At 71.0% G+C, this 13,454-nt stretch carries 14 protein-coding genes, 1 tRNA gene and 2 pseudogenes; 8 read left to right on the top strand and 9 right to left on the bottom strand.

Annotation, left to right across the window (positions count from 1 at the left end):
- Positions 1–692: 692 nt before the first annotated feature.
- Positions 693–1,397: a hypothetical protein gene (locus ACQ614_RS01325; RefSeq protein WP_431676227.1), complete on the top strand. Its 705-nt coding sequence runs from the start codon at positions 693–695 to the stop codon at positions 1,395–1,397.
- Positions 1,398–1,957: 560 nt separating this feature from the next.
- Here ACQ614_RS01325 and ACQ614_RS01320 read toward each other — a convergent pair.
- The 6 genes from ACQ614_RS01320 to ACQ614_RS01295 form a co-directional block, all read right to left on the bottom strand.
- Positions 1,958–2,155 carry a hypothetical protein gene (locus tag ACQ614_RS01320; RefSeq protein WP_431676226.1) on the bottom strand — a complete coding sequence of 66 codons (198 nt, stop codon included), beginning with the start codon at positions 2,153–2,155 and terminating at the stop codon, positions 1,958–1,960.
- An 83-nt stretch (positions 2,156–2,238) separates the two neighbouring features.
- Positions 2,239–2,589, bottom strand: a complete 351-nt coding sequence (locus ACQ614_RS01315; protein WP_431676224.1) for an SMI1/KNR4 family protein — start codon at positions 2,587–2,589, stop codon at positions 2,239–2,241.
- Positions 2,590–2,656: 67 nt separating this feature from the next.
- Positions 2,657–3,103, bottom strand: coding sequence for a DUF4265 domain-containing protein (locus ACQ614_RS01310; RefSeq protein WP_431676222.1), 447 nt, complete (start codon positions 3,101–3,103; stop codon positions 2,657–2,659).
- A gap of 51 nt (positions 3,104–3,154) precedes the next feature.
- Entirely contained in the window at positions 3,155–3,691 is a 537-nt protein-coding gene (locus ACQ614_RS01305) for a DUF2716 domain-containing protein (protein ID WP_431676221.1), read from the bottom strand.
- Between the two features lie 264 nt (positions 3,692–3,955).
- The gene (gene istB / locus ACQ614_RS01300) at positions 3,956–4,783 is read right to left on the bottom strand and encodes an IS21-like element helper ATPase IstB (RefSeq protein WP_431675965.1); all 828 of its coding nucleotides are present in this window, start codon (positions 4,781–4,783) and stop codon (positions 3,956–3,958) included.
- Positions 4,783–5,487, bottom strand: a complete 705-nt coding sequence (locus ACQ614_RS01295; RefSeq protein ID WP_431676219.1) for a Mu transposase domain-containing protein — start codon at positions 5,485–5,487, stop codon at positions 4,783–4,785. Before ACQ614_RS01295 ends, istB begins: the two co-directional genes overlap by 1 nt.
- A gap of 35 nt (positions 5,488–5,522) precedes the next feature.
- On the opposite strand from ACQ614_RS01295, the gene ACQ614_RS01290 reads away from it, so the two are divergent.
- The 5 genes from ACQ614_RS01290 to ACQ614_RS01270 all read left to right on the top strand — a co-directional run bounded on the left by ACQ614_RS01290 (position 5,523) and on the right by ACQ614_RS01270 (position 9,517).
- Positions 5,523–5,599, top strand: a tRNA-Met gene (locus tag ACQ614_RS01290).
- Between the two features lie 209 nt (positions 5,600–5,808).
- Entirely contained in the window at positions 5,809–6,174 is a 366-nt protein-coding gene (locus ACQ614_RS01285) for a hypothetical protein (protein ID WP_431676217.1), read from the top strand.
- 3 nt (positions 6,175–6,177) lie between these two features.
- Entirely contained in the window at positions 6,178–8,565 is a 2,388-nt protein-coding gene (gene tap, locus ACQ614_RS01280) for a telomere-associated protein Tap (RefSeq protein ID WP_431676216.1), read from the top strand.
- 5 nt (positions 8,566–8,570) lie between these two features.
- The gene (gene tpg / locus ACQ614_RS01275; protein WP_431676214.1) at positions 8,571–9,107 is read left to right on the top strand and encodes a telomere-protecting terminal protein Tpg; all 537 of its coding nucleotides are present in this window, start codon (positions 8,571–8,573) and stop codon (positions 9,105–9,107) included.
- Between the two features lie 152 nt (positions 9,108–9,259).
- Positions 9,260–9,517 (top strand): hypothetical protein, encoded by a 258-nt coding sequence (locus tag ACQ614_RS01270; RefSeq protein WP_431676213.1) that lies wholly within the window; start codon positions 9,260–9,262, stop codon positions 9,515–9,517.
- Positions 9,518–9,561: 44 nt separating this feature from the next.
- Here the strand turns inward: ACQ614_RS01270 and ACQ614_RS01265 are convergent.
- Together ACQ614_RS01265 and ACQ614_RS01260 are read right to left on the bottom strand one after the other, a co-directional pair.
- Positions 9,562–9,835: pseudogene (locus ACQ614_RS01265) on the bottom strand (transposase); the annotation flags it as partial.
- Between the two features lie 274 nt (positions 9,836–10,109).
- Positions 10,110–11,054 carry a LysR family transcriptional regulator gene (locus ACQ614_RS01260; RefSeq protein WP_431676211.1) on the bottom strand — a complete coding sequence of 315 codons (945 nt, stop codon included), beginning with the start codon at positions 11,052–11,054 and terminating at the stop codon, positions 10,110–10,112.
- Positions 11,055–11,169: 115 nt separating this feature from the next.
- On the opposite strand from ACQ614_RS01260, the gene ACQ614_RS01255 reads away from it, so the two are divergent.
- On the top strand, positions 11,170–11,982 hold the full coding sequence (locus tag ACQ614_RS01255; protein ID WP_431676210.1) for an inositol monophosphatase family protein: 813 nt from the start codon (positions 11,170–11,172) through the stop codon (positions 11,980–11,982).
- A 48-nt stretch (positions 11,983–12,030) separates the two neighbouring features.
- Positions 12,031–12,675 carry an NADPH-dependent F420 reductase gene (locus tag ACQ614_RS01250; protein WP_431676209.1) on the top strand — a complete coding sequence of 215 codons (645 nt, stop codon included), beginning with the start codon at positions 12,031–12,033 and terminating at the stop codon, positions 12,673–12,675.
- Between the two features lie 116 nt (positions 12,676–12,791).
- Here the strand turns inward: ACQ614_RS01250 and ACQ614_RS01245 are convergent.
- A pseudogene (locus ACQ614_RS01245) lies at positions 12,792–13,316 on the bottom strand (IS110 family transposase); the annotation flags it as partial.
- Positions 13,317–13,454 lie beyond the last annotated feature (138 nt).

Here is a 13,454-nt window from a genome sequence, read left to right as displayed (position 1 = left end):
GGCCGTCAGCACACCGACCCGCCGGCCGGCATCCGCACCTCGCCGACGCCCCACTGCCCCGGGGCGGGCTGGAGCCACCGCCACCGCCGTGTGATCGATCGGCGCCACCACTCCCGACCTGACACCGGGCGCGGTCGGGTCGACGTTCGCCGACCACGAGGGGAGGACCACTCACCGCCTCGGGGACCGATGCGCGACACACCGTGGAGGAGCGGGCATGAGCAGGGTGACCGCCGAGATTTCGATGCCGCTCGACGGGTACGTGACCGCGCCCGGCCCGGACCTGGAGCACGGCCCGACGGGCCGCTCGACGGCCGCCGGGTCATCTCCGGCGATGGGGCTCCGCACGGGGCCTCCCCCGCCTCACCCGCAGCGGGGGAGCGGGACAGCGTGGGACCGGTCTGCTGGGCTGCGGCTGGCCGGCGGCCTTGGGACGAGCCCGTTTCGTGGGCGGCCCGAGGAGGCGGGCTGTGCCGTGGTAACGGTGGCGGTGTGCTGGCATGCCCGGGGACCGTGCCCATCGCTTCGCGCTTTCAGGCGGCGGGGCACCCGTCCGGAGCACCGGGCGGCCGACGGGTGTCCACGTGCCGGCCCGCCGCCCCCGACCGACACTGACACTGGCGGCGGTCGCCCAGCAGTCCAGCAGGCCCTGGCCTCTGTCGAAACGACCGACACGAAACTAACGTGGTGTCATGACGGATACCGTGGACGGCTTCCAAGCCGTCATTGACAACTCGGTCCCCGGACAAGCGGATCTGGTGATCGAGCCGGGAACGGCGACCCGTCGCGCCGCGCTGCACGAGGCGGTTTCCTCGGTGGCGGTGGTGCCGTTCGCCTTCGCCTTCGGCCTCCTCGCCGCCGTCCCGGTAGCGGTGGTCATGCTGTTCGCCGGAACGGGATGGCGCCCAGTGTGGCCGACGGCCCTCGCGATCGGCAGCAGCGCGGCGGTCCTGGCGTGGGCGGCCTCTGCCGTACGCGCCTTCACCTGCGTGCGGCGGGTGCGGTTCGCGCCGGTACCCGGGCCGACCTCGGTCACCATCGTGAAGGGCTCCGGGCGCGCCGTGCCGCAGCCGATCAGCCGGGTGCGCCGGGTCCGGATCGACCACACCGTGGAAGAGCCCTATCCGGGCGACGCGCGCCCGCCCGACGTCACCGCGTCCCTGGCCGTCGTGATGACGAACGGGGTGACCTTCACGTGCTCCCTGCCGTCGGAAGCCGACACCGGGCAGCTGCACCGCACATTGACGGAGGCCCTGGCGCCCACCGTCCCGGTCGACCTGTACGCCCGGCGCAGCACCCGGGCCGAACCTCCTGCAGCTCCTGAGGACCACTCACGTACCTCCTGGTGGGGCGCCCTGGGCCACGGCGGTTCGACGGGCGGCGGAGGCGGGTGCTGACACGGTTCAGGAGTCCGGCAGGATGCCGTCCGGCGGAGGTCGTGCCCGGCCGGGCCTGCGGCACTGCCCGTGCCCGTCCGGCCTCGGGGCTCGTTGTCCTATCGAGCACCGTCGATGCGGTGCGGACGGTCCCCACCCGCTGACTCCCCCCGACAGCCGGTGGCGGGCAGACCGACGCGGTGGCCGGTCCCACAGCCGGCCACCGCAGCCCCGCGCGCGGACTCCCGCACCGGCCGCGGCACCGGAGTGTGGCCGGGCACTGTCCCCGGCCGCGCGTGCCGTCGCCGGCGGACGGGAGCTCTTGCTCGCGCCACAGTCGCCGTGGCGCCGACGCGGATCAGGCACGGCCGCCGTCCCAGATGCTGCTGGGGTCGCTCATCTGCTCCGTGCTGCCTTTCGCGCCGCCCGGGACTTTGATCACCGTCTTCTTGTAGGTCCGGTTTTCCGTGGCGCCGCCGCCAGACGTTCAGCAGCCGCTGGCCGGTGCTCCAGATCGTTGGCGGGACGGATCCGTCCGAGTCCGGCGACACCGGCGGCGGATTCCTCGCCCAGCACGGGGGTCAGCGCGGGAACATGTCGGCGTAGGGGTCCGGTTCGCCAGTCGCAGGGTCGAGTCCTGCCTTCCAGCGGAGTTGCTCCACCCGCCAATGGACGAAGGTCGGTGGTGAGCAGTTCCACAGCTCACCGCCGACGCTGATCGGCCAGGACGACCACCCGTCGTAGTCCTCGTGGACCAACCGACGGAGGAACTCGACCATCCCGAACGGGTGGACCGTGAAGGTCGGGCGTGTGTGTCGTCCGATGACCAAGACCGGCCAGCGGTCGGGGTCGCTGTCCTCGGTCAGCCAGCAGAGGATGTCCGGTCCAGAGGTGATTCCCAGGCAAGGATGTGCCCCGGGTCGACGTCGAGAGCGGCCCTGCCGCCTTCCATCTCCCAGCCGTAGCGGGCGTTCTCGGTCTCCCCTGCCATGCTGCCGGGATCCCATTGGATGCCTTCCGTAGGCACAGGGAGCAGGACGTCGGCCTCGTCGTTGATCGACCCGCCGCCGTAGACAGACATGAAGGCCTTGTAGTCGGTAGGGAACCGAACGTTCCAAGTGGCTTCAGCGACCACCCAGTCGACCTGTTCGTCGGCACCGTGCTCCGGCGACATGATCTGCGTGAGCGCTGCGACGCCCGGGTGTTCCACCATCTGGGTGCCCTCCTCTGTCCGAATCCGACCAGCCTGACGACCAGGTCCGACAGCGGACCCTGCCCGTTCAGTCGGCGTTGCCGAACCACCACTCGGCGTTGTCCACGCCGGAGGCCCAGTTGTTCATGACTCGCTCGATGGCGGGGAATCCGACCACACGGGCAACCGTCCCCACGATGAACCGTCGGTCCGTCGGCGCCTCGGCCAACCCGTTCAGGGCGGCGAGGCCGGCCTCCAGCCCTGCCAGTTCCTCCGGCGAGAAGGGGCCTCCGCGGTAGGCCTGGATACAGACGTTGGCTCCGCGCCCGGTCACCTCGAACGTCCCGTCATCGGCGACCTGCAGCACGTCGCCGGCGGCGCATCCCAGCACCAGGCCAGGGCTGCCGCTCAGCTCGAACGAGTGCTCTCCCAGCATCCGGGCAGGAAGCACCTCGAAGACAGGCCGTCCAGCGCTGTTGCGGCCCGCCAGCAGCCGTATGTGGGTGTCAGCACCGGCGTCGGGCTCATCCGTCATGAGCGTGATCGTGTCACATGGGGGCGGCAACAGTTCTGCCGGCTTGCGTCCTCACGCGGTGGGCAGACCGTCACGGCGGAGGACACGCTGGAGCACCTGATGGACGTCCTCGGCGATAGCGTCCAGGAGCTCGGCACCGAAGACGCAGAGGGAGTGTTCCCAGGGATGTCCGAAGGTGCCGAAGCGGAGGTCGTCGGCGAGGAAGATGTAGTAGTCGCCGTCCGGGTAGGGGCTGAGCGGCCAGCCCTCCCGAGAACGCCCTTCGAGAACCCGGGGAAGGAACATGTCAGTCGCCGGAAGATCCGGACGGAGGCGGTAGCAGGTGTGCTGCCAGTTCAGAATCCAGAGCGGCTTTCCGGGGCTGCTGCACTTGCCGAGCCCGTCCTGCACCAAGTCGACCAGGCGGTCGAGCTTCCGATCTCCGGGATCGTCGCTCAATGCGTCGAGGCTCCACGTAATCGATGGTGAAGGCTCTGTGATGCCGGGGAAGGCGTTGATGCTGGGTCGAAAGTCGAACTTGGCGTCGAAGCGGTCCCAGATATCGGTGCATTCGGAGCTGGTCAGTCGGTGCAGGGCTTCGGCCGTCATGGGGGTGAACCTATCGCCAGGAGCTTCATCCTCAACACGGAGTTTCGGGCTGTCCTCTGTGCGAGGGGGCATCGCAGCGAAGACCAGCAGCATCGCCGCGGCCGCAGCGGCAGTCCTGAAGAAGGGGCACATGGCAGCGGTCTCTTGTCGACCGTCGGGAGCGGGAACACGGAGGGAACCATCCGGCTGTCGGCGGCGGCTGAATTCGGGCCGGTATCGACGGTTCAGTTGTGGGCCAGCCGCGGTCTCGCTGGATGGTGTGTGTCAGTCGTTGTCGTTCATGGGGACGTGCCCGAGTTCCCGCCCCCGCATGCGGTAGGACTCGCCTTTGAGGGAGTGGACCTCGGCGTGGTGGACGAGCCGGTCGATCATGGCCGCGGCGACGGTCTCGTCACCGAAGACCTCTCCCCAGCGCCCGAAGGGCTTGTTCGAGGTGACGATCACGCTCGCCCTCTCGTATCTGTTCGAGATCAGCTGGAAGAACAGGTTCGCGGCCTCCGGTTCGAAGGGGATGTAGCCCACTTCATCGACCACGATCAGTGGGTAACGGCCGAGCTTGACCAGTTCGTCCTGGAGCCGGTCGGCCTGGTGGGCGGCGGCCAGGCGGTCGACCCACTGGGCGGCGGTGGCGAACGCGACCCGGTGGCCGGCCTGGCAGGCCCGGACGGCGAGTCCGGTGGCCAGGTGTGTCTTGCCGGTGCCCGGCGGGCCGAGGAAGACGACGTTCTCGCGGGCGGTTATGAAGTCCAGTGTGCCCAGATGAGCGAGTTGTTGGCGCGTTATGCCCCGCAGGTGGGATGCGTCGATCTCCTCGATGGTCTTGACCGAGGGGAAGCGGGCGGCCCGGATGCGTTGCTCGCCGCCGTGGCTGTCGCGGGCGGAGACCTCGCGTTGCAGACAGGCGACGAGGTATTCGAGGTGGGTCCAGGACTCGGTGCGGGCGCGCTCCGCCAGGCGCTCGGCGGCGTCCAGCAAAGCGGGCGCCTTCATCGCGCGGGAGAGGAAGGCCAGGTCGGCGGTGGTCTGTCGGCCGGTTTGGGCCGCCGGTGTGTCGGTGGCGGTTGTGGCGTTGGGAGCGGAGGTGCGGGCCATCAGGTGTCCTCCTTTCCGGCGCCGCCCTCGATGAGGGTGAAGATGCGGTCGTAGGAGCCGAGCTGGCGTTGTTCGACCTCGATGCCCAGGTCGTCGAGTGCGAGGGCGGTCAGGCCGCGGGCCTGGGCGCGGGAGGCGCGCTGGTGGATTGCCTGGCCGCGAAGGGTTTCGGCCGCGGCGGCGTGCTCGGGGTCGGTGATGGTCTGGTGCCGGGCCCAGCAGCGGGCGTGGCGGGCGACGGTCTCGCCGGTGCGGGTGGTGGCGGTGATCTCCTCGGTGTCAGCCCGGATGGTGATCTGCTGGCCGATGGCGCGGGGGTGGACGGAGTAGTCGCAGGTGTCGACGCGGATGTAGTGGTCACGGCCCAGTCGGGTGCTCTGGGGCCACCAGTGGGGCGGGGCGACCGGTGGCAGGGTGAGCATCGCGCCCCGGTCGGCTTCCCAGCGTTCGGTGGGCCGGCAGCCGATCGTGCGGTGGTGTCGGCGGTTGGCGATCTGCAGCCATGCGGTGAGCTGGGTGTTGAAGTCGCCGGGTCCGGCGAATGTGCGGCCGGGCAGGAAGCTGGTCTCCAGATAGCCGTTCACCCGCTCCACCAGTCCTTTCGCCTCCGGATCGCGGGGCCGGCAGAGGCGGATCCTGATCGCGAGCAGGCCGGCGAACGCCGCGAACTCCGAGGTCAGCTTCCCCCGGAATGCATTTCCCATGCTCAAGCGCGGTGCCGTACAGTCGTGCTCACCGACGCGGGGTGGAGCAGCTCGGTAGCTCGCTGGGCTCATAACCCAGAGGTCGCAGGTTCAAATCCTGTCCCCGCTACCAACCCCGGCAGGCCCGGCACCCCAGGTGCCGGGCCTGCCGCGTTTCCAGGCGCGCGGCCGCCGCCGGCGCCCCGCGTGAGCGCACTCCGTGACTTGCCGTCAATCACGCTCGTTCGCAGCTACGTTAGATTTTATGAGTTGATAAACGGCTCTGATATGCATTACGATTGCATCGTTCGGCTTACCATGTCCTGACTTGGGGAGGGTCTCGTGCTCGCAGTGGACGTCCGGCAGGCACTCAAGGGCGGTGAGACGGTCCTGGAGGCCGCGTCCCGCTGGTGGCGCTTCGGCGAGCAGACCATCGCCGACCACGGCGACTTCCTCCTCGCGTTCGTCGACGGCGGCGTCTGCGTCGGCGCGTTCGAGATCCGCAACGCCGAACCCGACCCGCAGGCCGGCGGCAAGTACACCTTCGACCTCACACCCGCCGAACGCTTCCGCTGGGCCCTCGGCGAGCGCCTGCCCCTGCCGCCCGGCCGCAACCCCGCCCGGATCATGACCGGCGCCGCGCTGCGCACCTTCCTCGACGCCGACCCCGGCCGCGCACCACTGCCGGCCCGCACCGCGGAGAACTGACCGATGACCGACACCCCGGACGCCATCGACGCGCTCCTCGGCGCCGGCCCACGCCGCGCCGTCGCCCTGCCCGAACCGGCCGAACGCGAGTGGCTGCGCACCGAGTACGGGCTGACGAAGGCCGAGACGGCGAAGGCCCTCGGCGTCAGCACCAGCACGTTCACCGCGTGGGAGTCCGGCCAGCGCGACCCGCAGGGTGAGGGCCGTGCCGCCTACGCCAAACTCCTGGACGGCATGGCCGCCCGCCTGCTCCCCCAGGCCCCACCCGCGGCCGCCCCGGCCCCCATGCACGCCCCGGCCCAGTCCCCGGCTCCCGCACATGCCCTGCCCGCCGCCCCGGTACCGCCCGCCGGCCCGGTCGAGATGGACCGCACCCCCTCGGGCGACCTCGTCACCGGCGAGCCGCAGCCCTGCATCTGGTGCGGGCGGCCCAGCATCTTCCGCGCCGCCGGCCGACCGGTGCACGTGGGCGGCGGCTTCTGCGTCCAGGCCCCCGCACCGACCGGCGCCGTCCCCACCCCGGCGCCCACGGCCGTCCACGGCGAGGCCCCCGCGCCTGCCGTGCCCGCTACCGCCCCCGCGGCCCCGCGCCGGTCCGCGCCCCCTGCTGCACCGACCCGGCCGGCCCGCCCGGCCGCCGGTCTGGGCGCCCGCCCGGCGCGGAAGACGCCGGCCCGCGCCGCCGCCCCGGTGGACGACCCCCGGGCCGCGGCGGCCGCAAAGTTCCCGAACGGGCCGCTCGCCGTCGTCGACCCGGCCCCGTCCGGCCGCGGCCTGCTCGCGCACCTGGTCGACGGCCGCGTCCTCGACATGCCCGCCGTCATGACGCTGCCGGAACTCACCGAGTGGACGCTCACCGCGGGTCTCGGCGAGGCGCGGCTGCACAAGCACGGCAAGGACGGCGACCCGCTGATCGTCCTCACCGACGACGCCGCCACCCTGCTCGGCCTGCCCCCGATGGGCACCGAACCCGGCCAGTTCGAGCGCCGCCTCGGCCGCCTCCCCGAGACCCACAGAGTCGTCAAAGCCCTCACCAAAGCAGGCTGGCAGCTCACCCAACGCGGCTTCGGACCCTGGGCCCGCGTCTATCGCACCCCGGACGGCGCGAAGCGCGCCTGCGTGCAGTACTGCATCCCCGCCTGGGCCGCCCTCACCTCCGCCGGCTGGACCATCCCCGACGGTCTCGACGCCCCCGCCCTGGCTGCTCTCCTTGGCGGCTACGCCGAACGCGTCATGACCCCCCGCGGCTCCACCGCCGTCACCGGCCTCTCGCTGATGGAGGCGCTGCGCCCGCCGACCCGCGCGGTGCGCACCGAGTCCGGCTGGACGTCCGGTCCGGTGGAGGGCTCACGCACCTGGGCGTTCGATCCGGCGCCGCCGGAGGCCCCCTCCGAGCACCCGGTCGCCCAGGACCGCGACCCCGGCGATGTGCTGGTCACCGAGGCGTGGGACTGGATCCGCCCCGTCGAGGCGATCGGCGAGGCGGAGCGGGTGCTGCCGCACGTGGTGGGCCTGGACATCAACACCGCGTTCCTCGCCGCGGCCGGCCGGCTGACGATGGCGTTGTCGGAGCCGGTGCACGAGCTCAACCCGGTCTTCGACCCGAAGATCCCCGGCAGCTGGAAGTGCGACTTCTCCACCGCCCAGCTGGACCCGCGGCTGCCGAACCCGTTCACCCCGGACGGCCTGCCGCCGACCGGCCCCGCCTGGTACACCACCGCGAAGGTCGCCTACGCCCGCGAACTCGGCCTCGACGTGGCGCCGACCGAGGGCTGGTTGCGGCACGAGTCCGGCCCGTGGCTCGACCCCTGGCACAAGCACCTGCGCGCCGCCTACCTCACCACCATGGACAGGCTCGGCGTCCCGCTCGACCTGGGGGAGCGGGATCCGGAGGCGTTCCTGGCGGTGATGGCCGGCCTGCAGGAGCACGGCGACCCCGTCGAGCTGGCCATCCTCGCCGCGGTGAAGGCGACCGCGAAGGGCGGCATCGGCAAGCTCCGCGAGCGCCCCCGCGGCGCCTCCTACCGGCCCGGGCAGCGCTGGCCCGCCCTGGAGCGCCCGACCTGGGACCCGCTGAACCGCGCTTTGATCATCGACACCGCCACCGTCAACCAGCACCGCAAGATCCGCCGCTTCGCCGAGGCCACCGGCCGGTTCCCGCTCGCGATCCTCTCGGACTGCACCGTCTACCCGGCCCCCGGCCCGTCCGCCCTGGACCTGCTCCGCGGCCTGGACGGGGAGCTGTCGACGGTGTGGCGGCTGGGGATCTCGCCGGGCCTGTGCAAGCACGAGGGCACCCAGAGCATGGACTGGGCCTTGGAGCTGATCGCGGAGGACACCAACCCGGGCCGGCACGTCAAGGGCGGCGACGCCGTCGCCGAGGGGGAGTGAGCTGAATGGATGCCATCGACCGCGGGCTGGAACGCGCCCTGCAGACCCGGCCCATCCCGAAAACCTTGCAGGGACGGGTCAACTTCCTGGTCCGGCAGCTGAAGGGCACCCGCAACGTGGCCGCCGCGCTCGGCGTCTCGATGCGCTCGGTCGAGCGGTGGCGCAAGGGCGCGGGCATCGGCCCCGACAACGCCCGCAAAGTCGAAGACGCGGTGCGCGAGCGCTGGCAGCCCCGCGTCCGCCAGCGCGTCCGCGAGGCCGCCGAGGCCCGCGGCTTCACCGTCGAGGTCATGGCCTCCTTCGGCTTCAAGTCCGCAGGCCTGTCCACCGACGACCCGCGCGAGCGGATCGTCACCCAGCGGCTGCCCGGCAGCGTCGCCCGCGACCTGTTCGCCGCCCGCGACCGCGGCGCCTCCCAGCAGGAGCAGGAGCAGATCATCGCCGAAGGCCTCGGCCGGGCCTACTTCCAGGACGGCGGCCGCCGCGCCCGCGGCCTCGACGTCACGTTGACTGGCTTGGAGTGGGCCGACTTCTCCGTCTGACCGAACGCCCGCTCGCTGCTGCCGATCCGAGCGGATCGGCAGCGGGACGAATATTAGCTTGTGGGACGGCGGGCGGCCGCGTCCCGTCCATACGTGGCACGCGGTCGGCACCCGATCCAGCTCCGTACGTCGAGCGAGTTCCCCGAGGACAGATGTCGAGCTCACTGCCGCCAATCTGCGAGGAGGCCAAGGCCGACCTTGCAAAGGCCAAACTGGAGACAGCTTCCAGGCTGAAGGAGCTGGACGACGCCGAGCGCAAGCTCCACGAGTTGGAAGTCGCACAGCCCCCGGACACGGTGGCGATCGAGGCCCAGAAGGCCAAGGTCGACCAGGCCCGGGCCAACTGGCTGGCGGCAAAGAAGAAGCAGAAGGAATTGCAGGAAGTGGCGGACGATCTCTGCAATCCGTAGCACGGACGGATGGGGCCGGTCGCGGTTGGGCCGTTTCTTTTGGGTCACCTCGCTGACCAGAGGAAGATGGCGGCGAGGTGGAGTCCTGCGAGGTGGACGGTTGCGGTCTTGTCGTAGCGAGTGGCCAGGCCGCGCCACTGCTTGAGTCTGTTGATGCAGCGCTCGACCGTGTTGCGTTGCTTGTAGGCATCGTGGTCGAAGGGCTGGTGGCCTGCCTCCCCGGCTGCCGCGTCGTTTGCGGTGAGCGGCCTGGTCGTCGGGCTGCGGGATCGCCGCTCGGATTCCGCGCCGGCGGAGATACGAGCGGATGGCGCGGGAACCGGCCGACCACGAGATCACCGACTTCTCGCGCTGGTTCACCCTGCTCTCCCGTGGCTGCCGACGGCGTGCGGCGGGCCGGCGCGGGGAGTTTCCGGTGCCCGCCGCGGGGTCGTCCTGAGCGGCCGTCAAGGCGTGGAAGAAGCCCGGCTGGCTTTGTGTGCGATTTACGGCTTTGTTTCGACGTGAGATCGGGAGTCGCAGGCTCGCACCAATAGGTGATGTTCACGAGAGCGGGAGTCGGCCGTCGCAGGCCTTCCCCCGGGCGTATCCGTCACTGCCCGGTCGAGTTGGTGAGGGGCTCTTGAGGGGCGGTCGGTGGTGCGAATAGTGCCTGGACGGTTTCGGCGGCCAGGTCTCGCAGCCAGGTGTGGGCGCGGTCGTCGTCGTAGCGCTGGTGCCACAGCAGGTACAGAGGGACCTCGGGCAGAGGGAGCGGCGGCGGCAGTGTAGCCAGGCCGAGTTGTTCCCGGGCTGCGCGGGTGACCGCGTCGGGGAGGGCGACGACCAGGTCGGTGTCGAGGGCGAGTTGCAGTGCGAAGGCGGCGGTGGGCCCGGCGGCGACGACGCGTCGTTCGAGGCCGCGGGTGGTCAGGGCGTCGTCGATCGGGTCGCGCAGGCTTCCGCGCCGCGAAACGGTGAGGTGTTCGGCGGCCGCGTAGCGCTCGATGCTCAGCGGACCTTCGGTGAGGGGGTGGCCTGGCCGGACGGCAACGACCAGCCGGTCCCTGCCGACGAGGCGGTGGCGGACGTCGGGGAGCGTCGGAGCGCTGGAGCTCGATTCGAGGTCGACCTCACCCCGGCGCAACTCGGCGTCGTCTGTCCCGGGTTCGGCCGACAGGCGCAGCCGGACACCGGGGGCCTGGCGGTGGACGGCGGTGATCAGGGCGGTGCCGCAGGCGGCGGTCAGGGCGTCGTGCCAGCGCACGGTGAACACCCGGTCCAGAGCTGCCAGGTCGAGTTGCTGCTGCGCGGACAGAAGTTGGTGGGCCTGCTGTACGAGGGCGTGGACCCGGGCGCGCATGGCCAGCGCGCGGGTGGTGGGGACCATGCTGCGGCCGGTGCGGACCAGGATCTGGTCACCGGTGGCCTTGCGGATGCGGCCCAGGGAGCGGCTCATCGCCGGTGCGGTGACGTGGAGGCGTGCTGCGGCGCCGGCGACGCTTCCCTCTTCCAGCAGTGCGTCCAGGGCCGTGAGCAGGTTCAGATCCAGTTGCATGGCAGTAACTCTACAAGTGAATAGCATGCACTTGTTGTTAATGATCGGGAGGCCTACCTTCGAAGTGCGGGCGCGAGACAAGCCGCCCGCACACATCGAATCCAGGGAGCCCCCCATGAGCACAGCCATGCCTTTCGCCGCCGACGCGACGCTCCTGTCCGAGGTGACAGCCGCGGTGAAGACCGCCGGCCTCACCCTGCGCGACCGCCACACCCCGCACGCCCGGGGCGTGAGTCTGGACGAGGTCGTCGCTGAGATCCACGCCAACGACGACGCGGTGCTGGACGTGCTGCGGGAGCCGCTGCTGCGGGCCCGACCCGGATCGCAGTGGGCCGAGGACGAGCTGGCCGGCGGTGCGCTCCCGTCGGGGGAGTGGTGGGTCGTCGACCCCGCCGAGGGCAACATCAACCACGTCCACGGCATGGAGGACTGGGCCGTCACCGCCACCCTGGTCCGCGACAACCAGCCGGTACTCACCGTCGTCCACCTGCCACTGACCGGCGACACCTACACCGCCGTCGCCGGTGGCGGTGCCCGCCTCAACGACCGGCCCCTGAAGGTGTCCGCCAAGACCGACCTGGGCGCCGCGCTCGTCGGCACCGGCCAGGCCAGGCCCGGCGAGGACGAGCGCACCTTCCGGCGGATCGGTGACTCCGTTACCGCCATGCTCGTCAACGGCCTGGTCGTGCGCGTGTCCGTTCCCGCCACGATGCAGCTCATCCACGTCGCCGCCGGACGAATGGACGCGTTCTGGCAGTTCTCCGACGTCCGCTCCGGCCTGGTCGCCGGCGCCCTGCTGGTCTCCGAGGCCGGAGGCACCGTCACCGACCTGGCGGGTGAAGCCTGGCACACGGGCAGCCGCGACTTCCTGGCCGCCGCCCCCGGCATCCACACCGACGCCCTCAAGGTCCTGTCGCCGATCGCCTGACCGGATACCTCCGCTCTACCCACCTCACACCGCAAGGAGCATCACCGCATGACCAGCATCGGCATCCTGGGCGCCGGCCGCGTCGGCACCAACCTCGCCCGCAAGCTAGCCGCAGCCGGACACCATGTCACCCTCGGCAGCCGGAACCCGGAGGAGAACGCAGCGGCCACCGAAGGCACGGGTCCCGGCGTCTCCTTCGCCGACCTGCGCACCACCGCCCGCACCGCGGACATCGTGATCAACGCGACGCCCGGCGACAGCTCCCTGGACCGCCTCACCGACCTGCGCACCGAACTCGCAGGGAAAATCCTCGTCGACGTCTCCAACGCCACCCGCCACGCCGATGACGGCCTGCCCGGCGACCTGTGCTATCCCGGCAGCAGCCTCGCCGAGAAGCTCCAGGCCGCCCTCCCCGACACCCATGTGGTCAAGACCCTCAACACCATGCTGTTCATGGTCATGACCGCTCCCGAAACCCTGGCCGTCCCACCGACCGCCTATCTCTCGGGCGACGACCAGAACGCGAAGAGGACCGTCACCGTCCTGCTCGGCGACCTGGGCTGGCAGCCCGCATGGATCGAGGACCTCGGCGGCATCACCACAGCCCGCGCCACCGAGGCCATGATCCTCGTGGTTCCCCACCTCCTGCGCCGACACGGCTTCAAGCCCTTCGCCGTCTCCCTCGCTTCCTAATGCTGTTGTCAAGCAGGTGTGGTGACAGGGGCGTGACTTGGTAGCACCGTCGGTCACGGATCAGGGCTCAGATGACGTGACACGTCGACGGGCGAGTGCCAGAACGGCCTGGACGTGCTTCGGACCTTGCGGTTGGCCGGCCATTTCGTCAGCCGCGAGGCTCCGGTCCGGCGGATAGCGGCGGGAGTCTGGTAGCCCGTCAGCAGCTTGAGCGGACCGACGTTGGTCATGTCCAATGCCCGTTCGAGCGCCGGGAACATGCTCATCAGGGTGCTGCGCAGGCGGTTGACGACGCGGGTGCGGTCCTCGACCAAGTCCGCCCTTCGCCCGGTCAGCAGCTTGAGCTCGATGGCGGCTTCGTCGCCGGGTCGGATGGTGCGAAGGTCGCGGCGCATCCTGGCCTGGTCGGCGATCGCGTAGGCGTCGTGGGCATCGGTCCTGCCCTCGCCGCGGTAGCCATCGGACGCCCGGTTGACCGGGCGTCCGGGGATGTGGAGGGCCTCCTGGCCGTGGTTGACCAGCAGGGCCGGCAGCAGTGTCGGCTCCCCACCGGTCATATCGACGGCCCAGGTGATCTCCCGGCCGTCGGCAAGGTCGAGAACATCGCCGATCAGCTTCAGGAGTTCGGGCTCGTCGTCGGCTGGACCAACCCGACCACGAAGGTAGAGCCCGCTGACGCGGGTGCGCTTTCGGCGCGGTGGGGGTGGGCAGCTCCTCCCGTGGCTCGTTGGCCGTCTGCAGGACGTCGAGGACCGTGGCCGGCCGGGAGCCGAAGAGTC

This window comes from Kitasatospora dryopteridis (assembly GCF_050749075.1).
Lineage (GTDB): Bacteria > Actinomycetota > Actinomycetes > Streptomycetales > Streptomycetaceae > Kitasatospora.
The sequence above is the reverse complement of the archived record's forward strand: the minus strand, read 5'-3'. Positions and strand labels throughout refer to the sequence as shown.

Coding starts and splice junctions, on each gene's coding strand:
- tpg (WP_431676214.1), top strand. CDS start 8,571: ATGGATGCCATCGACCGCGGGCTGGAACGCGCCCTGCAGACCCGGCCC.
- ACQ614_RS01255 (WP_431676210.1), top strand. CDS start 11,170: ATGAGCACAGCCATGCCTTTCGCCGCCGACGCGACGCTCCTGTCCGAG.
- ACQ614_RS01260 (WP_431676211.1), bottom strand. CDS start 11,054: ATGCAACTGGATCTGAACCTGCTCACGGCCCTGGACGCACTGCTGGAA.
- ACQ614_RS01305 (WP_431676221.1), bottom strand. CDS start 3,691: ATGACGGCCGAAGCCCTGCACCGACTGACCAGCTCCGAATGCACCGAT.
- ACQ614_RS01320 (WP_431676226.1), bottom strand. CDS start 2,155: ATGGTCGAGTTCCTCCGTCGGTTGGTCCACGAGGACTACGACGGGTGG.
- ACQ614_RS01250 (WP_431676209.1), top strand. CDS start 12,031: ATGACCAGCATCGGCATCCTGGGCGCCGGCCGCGTCGGCACCAACCTC.
- istB (WP_431675965.1), bottom strand. CDS start 4,783: ATGGCCCGCACCTCCGCTCCCAACGCCACAACCGCCACCGACACACCG.
- tap (WP_431676216.1), top strand. CDS start 6,178: ATGACCGACACCCCGGACGCCATCGACGCGCTCCTCGGCGCCGGCCCA.
- ACQ614_RS01295 (WP_431676219.1), bottom strand. CDS start 5,487: ATGGGAAATGCATTCCGGGGGAAGCTGACCTCGGAGTTCGCGGCGTTC.
- ACQ614_RS01270 (WP_431676213.1), top strand. CDS start 9,260: ATGTCGAGCTCACTGCCGCCAATCTGCGAGGAGGCCAAGGCCGACCTT.
- ACQ614_RS01315 (WP_431676224.1), bottom strand. CDS start 2,589: ATGGTGGAACACCCGGGCGTCGCAGCGCTCACGCAGATCATGTCGCCG.
- ACQ614_RS01310 (WP_431676222.1), bottom strand. CDS start 3,103: ATGACGGATGAGCCCGACGCCGGTGCTGACACCCACATACGGCTGCTG.
- ACQ614_RS01325 (WP_431676227.1), top strand. CDS start 693: ATGACGGATACCGTGGACGGCTTCCAAGCCGTCATTGACAACTCGGTC.